10 protein-coding genes and 1 tRNA gene are annotated in these 11,473 nt (G+C 71.5%); 2 read left to right on the top strand and 9 right to left on the bottom strand.

The genetic code is table 11. From position 1 onward, the window contains the following. Positions 1-174 (bottom strand): 50S ribosomal protein L31 (rpmE, locus tag PLL68_RS09260; RefSeq protein ID WP_324533478.1); only part of this gene is annotated, 174 nt, incomplete at its 3' end. A 278-nt stretch (positions 175-452) separates the two neighbouring features. Between rpmE and PLL68_RS09255 the strand changes: the two genes are divergently transcribed. Beyond that, the gene (locus PLL68_RS09255) at positions 453-1,307 is read left to right on the top strand and encodes an LLM class flavin-dependent oxidoreductase (RefSeq protein WP_324533476.1); all 855 of its coding nucleotides are present in this window, start codon (positions 453-455) and stop codon (positions 1,305-1,307) included. 115 nt (positions 1,308-1,422) lie between these two features. Here PLL68_RS09255 and rho read toward each other — a convergent pair whose 3' ends face one another. From rho to PLL68_RS09220, 7 genes are all read right to left on the bottom strand, one after another. Next, positions 1,423-3,336: a transcription termination factor Rho gene (rho, locus tag PLL68_RS09250; protein ID WP_324533475.1), complete on the bottom strand. Its 1,914-nt coding sequence runs from the start codon at positions 3,334-3,336 to the stop codon at positions 1,423-1,425. A 197-nt stretch (positions 3,337-3,533) separates the two neighbouring features. Beyond that, a complete protein-coding gene (gene thrB / locus PLL68_RS09245) occupies positions 3,534-4,481 on the bottom strand; it encodes a homoserine kinase (protein ID WP_324533474.1) in 948 nt (315 codons plus the stop codon). Then, entirely contained in the window at positions 4,478-5,581 is a 1,104-nt protein-coding gene (gene thrC, locus PLL68_RS09240) for a threonine synthase (RefSeq protein WP_324533473.1), read from the bottom strand. Before thrC ends, thrB begins: the two co-directional genes overlap by 4 nt. A 6-nt stretch (positions 5,582-5,587) precedes the next feature. After that, positions 5,588-6,928 carry a homoserine dehydrogenase gene (locus PLL68_RS09235; protein ID WP_324533477.1) on the bottom strand — a complete coding sequence of 447 codons (1,341 nt, stop codon included), beginning with the start codon at positions 6,926-6,928 and terminating at the stop codon, positions 5,588-5,590. Positions 6,929-6,972: 44 nt separating this feature from the next. Next, positions 6,973-8,412 carry a diaminopimelate decarboxylase gene (gene lysA, locus PLL68_RS09230; protein ID WP_324533472.1) on the bottom strand — a complete coding sequence of 480 codons (1,440 nt, stop codon included), beginning with the start codon at positions 8,410-8,412 and terminating at the stop codon, positions 6,973-6,975. A gap of 10 nt (positions 8,413-8,422) precedes the next feature. After that, positions 8,423-10,069 carry an arginine--tRNA ligase gene (gene argS, locus PLL68_RS09225; protein WP_324533471.1) on the bottom strand — a complete coding sequence of 549 codons (1,647 nt, stop codon included), beginning with the start codon at positions 10,067-10,069 and terminating at the stop codon, positions 8,423-8,425. A 10-nt stretch (positions 10,070-10,079) separates the two neighbouring features. Next, the gene (locus tag PLL68_RS09220) at positions 10,080-10,508 is read right to left on the bottom strand and encodes a response regulator transcription factor (protein WP_324533470.1); all 429 of its coding nucleotides are present in this window, start codon (positions 10,506-10,508) and stop codon (positions 10,080-10,082) included. Between the two features lie 75 nt (positions 10,509-10,583). Here PLL68_RS09220 and PLL68_RS09215 point away from each other — a divergent pair. Continuing rightward, a tRNA-Arg gene (locus PLL68_RS09215) sits at positions 10,584-10,655 on the top strand. A gap of 195 nt (positions 10,656-10,850) precedes the next feature. On the opposite strand, the gene PLL68_RS09210 is transcribed toward PLL68_RS09215, so the two are convergent. Further along, positions 10,851-11,315 carry a hypothetical protein gene (locus tag PLL68_RS09210; protein ID WP_324533469.1) on the bottom strand — a complete coding sequence of 155 codons (465 nt, stop codon included), beginning with the start codon at positions 11,313-11,315 and terminating at the stop codon, positions 10,851-10,853. Positions 11,316-11,473 lie beyond the last annotated feature (158 nt).

The raw sequence follows: 11,473 nt of genomic DNA, 5'->3' as shown, positions 1-11,473 counted from the left end.
CACGCGGCCACCGGTGTCGAGGATCTTCTGCTTGCCCGTGTAGAACGGGTGGCACTGCGAGCAGACGTCGGCGTGGATGGAGCCGCTCTTGGCCGTGCTCCGGGTCTCGAACGTGGCCCCGCAGGTGCAGGTGACCGTGGTCGCGACGTAGTCGGGGTGGATGTCCTTCTTCACGATGTTTCTCCTTGGAGGTGTCCGGGTCGGCGGGTTCAGCACGGTGCTGCAAACCCTTGGCGCCCCGACTGCGCCCCTCGTGGTGTGAGCGCTCAGGAAACGCATTTCAATGCCGTGAACCGGTCCAGCGATCAAGTGTGCCAGAGGTGGCGCACAGGGTCCTAAACGCCGGGTGGCCCCCCACCCATTCCCGCACTTCTTGCGCTGCAGCCACCGGATCCCGGTGGCTGCAGCGCAAGAAGTGCGGGGCAGTCGGTGGGGGTCGGTACGGTGCCGGGATGAAGTTCGGAGCCGTCATCACGTATGCCACCGAGCGCGAGTTCACCGAGCTCGCCCTCGTCGCCGAGGATGCCGGGTGGGACCAGGTCTTCACGTGGGAGGCCGTCTGGGGGCAGGACGCGTGGGTCACCCTCGGCGCCGCCGCCATGGCCACCGAGCGCATCAGGTTGGGCACCCTGCTCACCCCCGCCGCCCGGCACCGACCGTGGGACCTCGCGTCGAGGGTGGCCTCGCTCGACCGGCTCTCTGGCGGTCGAGTGACCCTGGGGGTCGGTCTGGGTGCGCTGCACGGCAACTGGCTGGCCTTCGAGGCCGACGAGGGCCGCGCGGTGCGGGCGCGCAAGCTCGACGAGGTGCTCGACGTCTACGCGGGGCTCATGGGTGGGCAGCCCTTCTCGTACACGGGCGAGTACTTCTCGGCCTCCCCCGTCACCGAGCTGGTCCCGCCGCCACCGGTCCAGACACCGCATCCGCCCGTCTGGTGCGTCGGGTTGATGGTGCACAGTCGCAGCCGCCAACGATCGCTGGAGCGGGCCGCCCGGTGGCAGGGCGTCTTCCCGGCCATCGCCGGGGGCAGCCTCGAGAACCCGGGGTCACAGCTGACGCCGCCGGCCCTGAGGGAGCTCGTCGAGCGCCTCGGGGCCCTGCGGGCCGAGGCCGGGCAGACGATGCAGGGCTACGACGTCGTCGTCGAGGGCGACAGCCACGGCGAGTTCGGCACGGTTCGCCCACCCGTGGAGCAGTGGGCGGATGCCGGTGCCACATGGTGGGTGGAGTCGTGGTGGGACCTGCCCGACTCCCCCGAGGGCCGCGCCGAGCTGCGCCGACGACTCGAACTCGGCCCTCCCCGATAGCCGACCCCAGCCCTCCCCGCTGCTCCCAGCCCCGACTTCGTGCCATGTGCGTGCGGTTCTGCGCCGGATCCGGCGCAGAACCGCACTCACGTCGCACGAAGTCGGGGAAAGGGGCTCAGGCGTCGTCGTCCTCGAGCTTGGTCGAGGCCGAGTGCTGGATCTGGGTGAGGAACTCGTAGTTCGTCTTGGTCTTGCGCAGGCGGTCCAGCAGCAGCTCGATGCCCTGCTGCGAGTCGAGCGCAGCGAGCACCCGGCGCAGCTTCCACATGATCCGCAGCTCCTCGGGAGCCAGCAGGATCTCCTCCTTGCGAGTACCCGAGTTGTTGACGTCGACGGCAGGGAAGATCCGGCGGTTCGCGAGCTGACGGTCGAGCTTGAGCTCCATGTTGCCGGTGCCCTTGAACTCCTCGAAGATCACCTCGTCCATCCGCGAGCCGGTCTCGACCAGCGCCGTCGCGAGGATGGTGAGCGAGCCACCGTCCTCGATGTTGCGGGCCGCGCCGAAGAACTTCTTCGGCGGGTACAGCGCGGCGGAGTCGACGCCACCGGACAGGATGCGCCCGCTGGCCGGGGCCGCGAGGTTGTAGGCCCGCCCGAGCTTGGTGATCGAGTCGAGCAGCACGACGACGTCGTGCCCCATCTCGACCAGGCGCTTGGCCCGCTCGATCGCGAGCTCCGCGACGGTGGTGTGGTCCTCGGCCGGGCGGTCGAAGGTCGAGGAGATGACCTCGCCCTTCACGGCCCGCTGCATGTCGGTGACCTCCTCGGGGCGCTCGTCGACGAGGACGACCATGAGGTGGCACTCGGGGTTGTTCGTCGTGATGGCGTTGGCGATCGCCTGCATGACCATCGTCTTGCCCGCCTTGGCCGGGGCGACGATGAGGCCGCGCTGGCCCTTGCCGATGGGGGCGACGAGGTCGATGATCCGCGTCGTCAGCAGACCCTGCTCGGTCTCCAGGCGCAGTCGGTCCTGCGGGTAGAGCGGCGTGAGCTTGCCGAACTCGGGGCGGTGGCGGGCGTCCTCGGGCGTCATGCCGTTGACCGTGTCGAGCTGGGCCAGCGGGGTGTACTTCGCCCGGTGGTTGCGGCCGCCGACGTGCTGCTGCTGGCCCTCGTCACCGTCGCGCGAGGCCTTGATGGAGCCGGTGACGGCGTCGCCCTTGCGCAGCCCGTGGCGCTTGACCAGCTGGAGCGGCACGTAGACGTCGCTGCTGCCGGGCAGGTACCCGGTGGTGCGCACGAACGCGTAGCTGTCGAGGATGTCGAGGATGCCGGCGACGGGAACGAGGACGTCGTCCTCGGTGATCGACGACTCGACGGGGCCGTCGACCTGGTCGCCGCCGATGCCGGGACGGCGCTTGTCGCGGTTGCGCCCACGGTTGCGGCGACGACGGCCACCGCGGCCGTCCTCGTCGTCGAAGCGGTTCTGGTTCTGGCCGCCCTGGGCACCGGCGTTCTGCTCGCCCTGCGCCTCACCGGACCCGGTGTCGGCGGATGCCGTCTGGTCGCCGCGGTCCTCGGACTGCGCGTCGCGGGCCTCGGTGCGGTCCTGGCGTGCGGCGCGCGTGCGGGTGCGACCGGCACCGCGCTCCCCGCGGGCCTGGCCGTCGGCCTGCTCGGCTGCGTCCGACCGGACATCGCGCTCGGCGTCGGCACGTGCAGGGGCGGTCTCGACGGGGGCCTGCGCGGCCTGCTCGGGCGCAACGACCGGCGTGGCCTGCTCAGTCGCAGGTGCCGTCTCGACGCCGCGGCCGGTGCTCGTGGCCCGGCGGGAGCGACGCGGTTCGGTGCCGCGCGTGGGCTCGCTGGCGCGCGCCGACGGCTCGCTCGTGGCGGCGGGCCCGCTCTCACCGTTCTGGCGGGCCTTGATGGCGGCGACGAGGTCGCCCTTGCGCATCTTGGCGGTGCCGCTGATGCCCATGCTCGAGGCCAGCCCCTGGAGCTCTGCCAACCGCATGGCGGTGAGTGCTCCGGAACGACGCGGGCTCGCGCCCGCCGTCGACGGCTCGAGAGTGGTGGTGTCTGACACGAAGGATCCTTTCCCTCGCTCGTGGATGGCCTCGATGCGGCCGATCTCGGGGGGTTCACGTCGGGGCCGCAGCGCAGGCTGAACGGAGGTCCCAGATCGTGGAGGTCGACTCGCGGCAGGCAGCGGGGGGAAGCCCGGCATCGGCTGCGGTCGCACGGTCACACTAGCACCGACACCCCCACGTCACCGCCGGTCGATCACGCTCGTGACAGCACCGTGACCCTGGCCCCGTGGTCGGGGATGCCGGGGGTCAGCACCCGCCAGCCGGCCTCACCGTGCGCGCGCACCTCCTCGACGTGCTCGCGCCGGGCCAGCACGAGGACGGACGGGCCGGCACCGGAGATGACGGCCGCGTGGCCCCGGGACCGCAGCCGATCCACGAGGGACATCGACGCGGCATACGAGGGGCGGCGGGCCTCCTGGTGCAGCCACTCCTTGGTGGCGGCGAGCAGGTGTTCGGGTGCGAAGCCGATGGCGTGCGCGAGCAGGGCTGATCGCGCGGAGTTGGCCGCGGCATCCGCCAGACGAACCTGTTGCGGCAGCACCGAGCGGGCCTTGGCGGTCGACAGCTGGACGTCCGGCGCGAAGACGACCGGCACGACGTCGGGGTGGACCGGCAGGTGCACCGTCGTGGTGCTGGCCTGCTCGTCGTCGGACCAGGAGAGCGTGAAGCCCCCGTACACACTCGCCGACGCGTTGTCGGGGTGCCCCTCCAGGCGTGAGGCGAGAGAGTTCGCGAAGGTGAGGTCGACGGCATCCCCCGCGTCGCCGGCCGAGACATCCGCCAGCGCCTGTGCGGCGACGATGCCGGTGACGATCGCGGTGGCCGAGGAGCCCATTCCCCGGCCGTGCGGCACCTCGTTCGTGCAGTCCAGGGCCAGGCCGGTCGGCGGCTCGACGCCGAGCTCACCCCAGGCCACGACCATCGCCCGGTGCACGAGGTGGGTCGCGTCGAGGGGAACGCTGCCCGCCCCCTCACCGGCCACGCTCACCCTCAGGCCCGGCGTGGAGGTGACGCGAGCCCGGCAGGTGTCCCACACCCCGAGGGCGCAGCCGATCGAGTCGAAGCCGGGGCCGAGGTTCGCGCTGCTCGCAGGCACCCGCACCTCGACCTCGACACCCGCCCGAAGCCGCGTGGCGCTCACCCGTCGAGACCCAGCGCCACCGCGACGCTGAAGGCGTCGACCGGGACACGCACCGGGGTGACGTCGCCACCGTCGGCGGTGCGCAGCGCCCACTGGGGGTCCTTCAGCCCGTGCCCCGTCACGGTGCACACGATGGTGGCGTCGCGCGGGACGATGCCTGCGCGGTGGGCCTTCAGCAGACCGGCGATGCTCGCCGCCGACCCGGGCTCGACGAAGATGCCCTCGGTCGAGGACAGCACCCGGTGAGCCTCGAGGATCTCCTCGTCGGTGACGGAGTCGATGCGTCCACCGGACTCATCACGTGCGGCCTCGGCCTGCGCCCAGGACGCCGGGTTGCCGATGCGAATCGCCGTGGCGATCGTCTCCGGGTCATCGACCGGGTGGCCCAGGACGATCGGCGCTGCGCCCGCGGCCTGGTAGCCCCACATCCGGGGCGTGCGCGTCGCGACGGCGGGCAGCTCGACGCCACCGACACCCGTGGTCACCGAGGCGTACTCGGTGTAGCCACGCCAGTAGGCGGTGATGTTCCCGGCGTTGCCGACGGGGAGGATGTGGATGTCGGGGGCGTCACCGAGGGCGTCGACGACCTCGAAGGCCGCGGTCTTCTGCCCCTCGATGCGGGCGGGGTTGACCGAGTTGACGAGCTCGACGGGGTAGGCCTCGGCGAGCTTGCGGGCCACGGTGAGGCAGTCGTCGAAGTTGCCCTCGACCTGGATCAGGGTGGCGCCGTGGGCCACGGCCTGGCTGAGCTTGCCCATCGAGATCTTGCCGTCGGGCACGAGCACGGCACACGTCATGCCGGCCTTCGTGGCGTAGGCGGCGGCGCTGGCGCTCGTGTTGCCGGTGCTGGCGCAGATGACGGCCTTGGCGCCGTGCTTCTTCGCCATCGACATCGCGGTCGTCATGCCGCGGTCCTTGAACGACGCCGTCGGGTTGAGCCCTTCGAACTTCACGAACACGTTGGCCCCGGTGAGCTCCGAGAGCCCCTCGCACGGGATGAGCGGCGTGCCGCCCTCCTGGAGGGTCACCACCGGTGCCCCCTCGAGCATCGGCAGCCGCTCGGCGTACTCGCGGATCACTCCGCGCCACAGGTGAGCCATGACTGGTCAGTCCCCTTCCACACGCATGACGGACGCGACGTCGTCCACGGAATCCAGCCCCGCGAGAGCGTCGACGGTGGCCGACAACGCGGCATCCGATGCGCGGTGCGTCACGACGATGAGCTTCGCCCGCTCGCCCGACCCGGCAGCGACCTGCTGGCGCACGGTCTCGATCGACACGCCCTGCTCGGCGAAGGCCGTGGCGACCTGCGCGAGCACACCCGGGCGGTCGGCGACGTCGAGGCTGATGTGGTACCTCGTGAGGGCCTGCCCCATGTCGACCACCGGGAGGTCGGCGTAGGCGGACTCGCCCGGACCGCGGCCACCGGCCACCTTGTGGCGGGCGACGGCGACGACGTCACCGAGGACGGCGGATGCCGTCGGGTCGCCCCCGGCGCCGCGGCCGTAGAACATGAGCGGCCCGGCAGCGGTGGCCTCGACGAACACCGCGTTGAAGGCATCCCGGACGCTGGCGAGCGGGTGGCTGCGCGGGATCATCGCCGGGTGGACGCGCACGCTCACGGCATCCGAACCGTCGGCGCTGGTCACCCGCTGGCAGATCGCGAGCAGCTTGACGACGCAGTCCATCTCCTTGGCGGCCTGGATGTCGCCAGCCGTCACCTCGGTGATGCCCTCGCGGTGCACGTCGGCGCTGGAGACCCGGGTGTGGAAGGCCAGGCTGGCGAGGATGGCGGCCTTGGCGGCGGCGTCGAAGCCCTCGACGTCCGCGGTCGGGTCTGCCTCGGCGTAGCCCAGGGCCTGGGCCTGCTCGACGGTCTCGGCGAAACCCGCGCCGCTGGTGTCCATCTTGTCCAGGACGAAGTTCGTCGTGCCGTTGACGATGCCGAGCACCTTGCGCACGTCGTCACCGGCGAGGGACTCACGAATGGGGCGCAGGATCGGGATGGCCCCGGCCACGGCGGCCTCGTAGTAGAGGTCGACGTCGGCGGCATCCGCGGCGGCGTAGAGGGCCGGGCCGTCCTCGGCGAGCAGCGCCTTGTTGGCCGAGACCACCGAGGCGCCGTGCTCCATGGCGCGCAGGATGAGCCCGCGGGCGGGGTCGATGCCGCCGATCACCTCGATGACGATGTCGGCGCGGGTGACCAGCTCCTCGGCGTCCGCGGTGAACAGCGCCGGGTCGACCGGCACGTCCGGGCGCGGGCGCTGGGGCCGCCGCACGGCGATGCCGACGAGCTCGAGCGGGGCACCGACGCGCGCCGCGAGGTCGTCTGCGTGCTCGACGAGCCGCGTCGCGACCGCCGAACCCACGACGCCGCAGCCGAGCAGCGCGACGCGCAGGGGGGCACGTCCAGGCGCCTCCGTCGGGGCACCGGTGGCGTGCGCCATCGTTTCGTGCGCCATGGTGGGGTCCATCTCCTCGCTGTCGATCCTCACGCGTCCGCCACGTCGAGGGCGAGCAGGTCTTCGATGGTCTCACGCCGCACGAGCACGCGTGACCGCCCTCCACGGACGGCGACGACCGGCGGCCTCGGAGTGTGGTTGTACTGGCTGGACAGGGCGCGGCAGTAGGCCCCCGTGCCCGGCACGGCGATGAGGTCGCCGGGCTGCACGTCGGCCGGCAGGTACTCGTCGAGCACGACGATGTCACCGCTCTCGCAGTGCCGTCCGACGACCCGCGACAGCATCGGCCCGGCCTCGGACCGGCGATTGGCCAGGGTGCACGAGTAGTCGGCCTCGTACAGCGCCGGGCGCGCGTTGTCGCTCATGCCGCCGTCGACCGAGACGTAGGTGCGGGTGTGGCCGCCGCCGAGCTCGACGGGCTTGACCGTGCCCACCTCGTACAGGGTGAACGTGCTGGGCCCGACGATGGCGCGACCGGGCTCGATCGAGACCCGGGGCAGCGTGCTGAGGTCGCCGTCACCGACGGCCTTGAACTCGCGTTCGAGGATGCCGGCCATCTCGCCTGCCAGCGTGCTCGCCGGGAGCGGGGTGTGCTGCGAGGTGTAGGCGATGCCGTACCCGCCGCCGAGGTCGATCTCGGGACAGTGGTGACCGTGTTCGTCGGCGATGCGGGCATGCAGCGCGACGAGCCGGTGAGCGGCCATCTCGAAGCCGCCGGTGTCGAAGATCTGGCTGCCGATGTGGCTGTGCAGGCCGAGCAGGTCGAAGACGTCAGGGCTGGCGAGGATGCGCGTGGCCGCCTCGAACGCCTGACCACCGGCGAGGCTGAAGCCGAACTTCTGGTCCTCGTGACCGGTGGCGATGAACTCGTGGGTGTGCGCCTCGACACCCACGGTCACGCGCACCATGACGGGGGCGACGACCCCGAGCTCGGCGGCGACCACCGCGATGCGCTCGATCTCCTGGAAGGAGTCGACGACGATTCGGCCCACCCCGTAGGTCAGTGCCGTCCGGATCTCCGCGACGCTCTTGTTGTTGCCGTGGAAGCCGATCCGCTCACCGGGGAACTTCACCCGCTGGGCGACGGCCAGCTCGCCTCCGGTGCAGACGTCGAGGCTGAGCCCCTCCTCCTCGACCCACCGGGCGACCGCCGTGCACAGGAAGGCCTTGCCGGCGTAGTAGACGTCGGCCCCCGCGAGCGGCTCGAAGGCACCCGCGAAGCTGTCGCGGAAGTCGCGAGCGCGCGAGCGGAAGTCCTCCTCGTCCAGGACGTAGGCGGCCGTGCCGTGCTCCTGCGCCAGGGTCAGCACGTCGACGCCGCCCACCGTGAGCCGGCCGGCGTCGTCACGGCTGACACTGGCGGGCCACAACTGGGGCAGCAGCTCCATGACATCGGTGGGAGTGGGCAGGTAGAGCGGTGGGCCGCCATACCCCTCGGCATGCAGGACACCAGCCTCGTGCGAACGCATCGGTCACCCCTCACATGCGCTCGGGGGCGCTGACCCCGAGCAGGTCGAGCCCGTTGGCGAGCACCTGGCGGGTCGCGTCGTTGAGCCACAGACGGCTGCGGTGCAGGTCGGTGACCTCCTCGTCGACGCTCATCGGGCGCACCCGGCAGGTGTCGTACCACTTGTGGTACCGACCGGCGAGCTCCTCGAGGTAGCGGGCGACCCGGTGCGGTTCGAGCAGGTGAGCGGCCTGGGCCACGACCCGCGGGAAGTCGCCGAGGGCGGCCAGCAGGGCGGCCTCGGTCGGGTCGGTGAGCAGGCCGGCGTCGAAGCCGCCCTCACGGTGCACGCCGTCCTCCGCTGCCAACCGGGCCACGTTCGCCGTGCGTGCGTGCGCGTACTGCACGTAGAACACCGGGTTGTCGTTGGTCTGCTTGCGCAGCTCCTCGCCGTCGAGGGAGAGCGGGCTGTCTGCCGGGTAGCGCGCCAGCGAGTACCGGACGGCATCCGAACCGATCCACTCGAGCAGCTCGTCCATGTAGATCGCGTTGCCGAGCCGCTTGCCCATGCGCTCCCCCGCGATGGAGACGAGCTGGCCGATCTTGACCTCGATGTTGTGCTCGGGGTCATCGCCCGCACAGGCCGCGATCGCCTTGAGCCGGTTGATGTAGCCGTGGTGGTCAGCGCCGAGCAGGTAGATCTTCTCGTCGAAGCCGCGGTCCTTCTTGCTCAGGTAGTACGCGGCGTCGGCGGCGAAGTACGTGGGTGTGCCGTCGGCCCGGATGAGGACACGGTCCTTGTCGTCGCCGAAGTCGGTCGTGCGCAGCCACACCGCACCGTCGTGGTCGAATACGTGACCCTGCTCGCGCAGGCGGGCGACGGCCTGCTCGACCGCGCCCCCGTCGTGCAGCCCCCGCTCGGAGAACCACACGTCGAAGTGCACCCCGAACCCGTCGAGGGTGCGCTGGATGGCGGCCAGCTGAGCGACGTAACCGAGGTCGCGAGCCAGCACCGCGGCATCCGCCTCGTCGAGCTCGAGCAGGTCGGGCCGCTGCGCGAGGACCTCGGCGGCCCGGTCGGCGACGTAGGCACCCGGGTAGCCGTCCTCGGGGGGCTCCTGGCCCTTCGCGCGGGCCAGGACCGAGGCACCGAACTTGTCCATCTGCGCGCCGGCATCGTTGATGTAGTACTCAGCCGCGACCTGGGCCCCGGCCGCGACGAGAAGGCGGCGCATCGCGTCGCCGAGGGCCGCCCAGCGGGTGTGCCCGATGTGCAGGGGCCCGGTCGGGTTGGCCGAGATGAACTCCAGATTCACCACGCGGCCCGACTCGGTGCTGCCGTGGCCGAACGTCGGGCCCGCCTCGACGATGGCCCGCGCCAGCTCACCGGCGCTCGCGGCCTCGAGGGTGATGTTGAGGAAGCCGGGGCCCGCGACGTCGACGGCCTGCACCCCGGTCACGGACGCGAGGTGCGTCGCGAGCGCCGTCGCGAGCTCGCGCGGGGCGATGCCGGCGCCCTTGGCGAGCTGAAGGGCGATGTTGGTCGACCAGTCCCCGTGATCGCGGTTGCGCGGACGCTCGACCCTGACCTCGGCGGGCACGGTGATCGCGAGGTCACCTGCGTCGACGGCGGACTGGAGGGCGGCGCGGATCGCGGCCGAGAGCTGTTCGGGGGTCACCCGCCCGATTCTATCGACGCGACTGGGTGCCTCTGCCCCGCTCCGCGAGCCGTGAGACGGCGGCGATGAGTTCGTCCGGGTCGAAGGGTTTGGCGACGAAGGCATCGAAACCGGCGTCGCTCGCCTGGGGTGCGTCGTGCGCGATGACGGCAGCCGTGAGCAGGACGACCGGCACGGGGTCCAGGCGCGGGTGGGAACGGATCGCGGCGATCGCCCACCAGCCGTCATAGGGCGCCATCTGGGAGTCCAGGACGATGACGGACGGGCGCTGCGCCTCCGGGTCGATCAGACGCGCCATCGCGGCATGACCGTCGGCGGCCTCCGCGACCCGGAAGCCAGCCAACTCGAGATTGATGCGGAGCAGACGACGGATCGGCTCGGTGTCGTCACACACCAGCACCAACGGTGCTTCGTGCTCGGCTCCCCTGCCGGATTGCATGTGGCCCACCCTAGGCTGGTAGCCTCACCGGGCGCTGGGTAACTCCTCGGAGATTTCCGGCGCGGGCCATCACCGGCCCCCGTAGCTCAGGGGATAGAGCACCGCCCTCCGGAGGCGGGAGCGCAGGTTCGAATCCTGCCGGGGGCACCGAACGGACGCGCGCCAGCGCGGCCGAGCGGGGACCCCGGGAGGATGATGGGGAGCCGGAGCAGACCGCGACGAAGGAGCGGGCTACGACGGCGGCTCCTGCCGGGGGCACAACGCCCGGCGGCTCCTGCCGGGGCCCCTGGCCTGCCGACAGGCGTCGCCACTGGGAGCACACAAGGGCTCGCGTGAGTCGAGTCAGGCGAAGCCGACCGGCTCGCTGCTCACGTTCACGTCCACCGACCGCTCCGGGTCGGTCCAGTAGGACACCACGACCCACCGCTTGCCCGGCGACGGCGGGACGTCGACCCGGGACCGGGTGACGACGTCACCGTGGGTGCTGATCGAGAGGTCGTGCCACCCGGTGGGCAGCGCCAGCGGAAAGGCAACCCAGTTGTGCTGACCACACACGTCGAAAGCTTGGTCCACCACCGTCTGACCCTCCACGTCGACGACCACCCTCACGACGGGGTCCTCGAAGGACTGGTTGGTGACGTACAGGAACACGTTCGCGGAGTCCGCGGACGTGCTGAGCTCGGACAGCGGCCGCGCGACGCCCGGGCACTCCCCACCGCTCCCCAGCCCCGGGAACCCGCCCGACGCACCGCACCCACCCAGTGCGAGCACCAGCGCCAGCGCGAGCACCGCCCGAAGCCCCCTCATCTCGTCATGGTCCTCCGGGAACCGGCCGACGGCAAGGGCTGCAACGAGACGGTCGGTGAGCGATGACCCGAGCCCTAGCCCGAGCCCGTTCCCAAGCCCGGGGGGTCAGCGCTGCGAGGCGTCCGAGACCTCGCCGACGAGCTCCTCGATGACGTCCT

Source organism: Ornithinibacter sp. (assembly GCF_035443565.1).
Classification (GTDB): Bacteria; Actinomycetota; Actinomycetes; order Actinomycetales; family Dermatophilaceae; genus Fodinibacter.
Note: the sequence above shows the minus strand (reverse complement) of the source record. Positions and strands in the feature narration are given on the sequence as shown.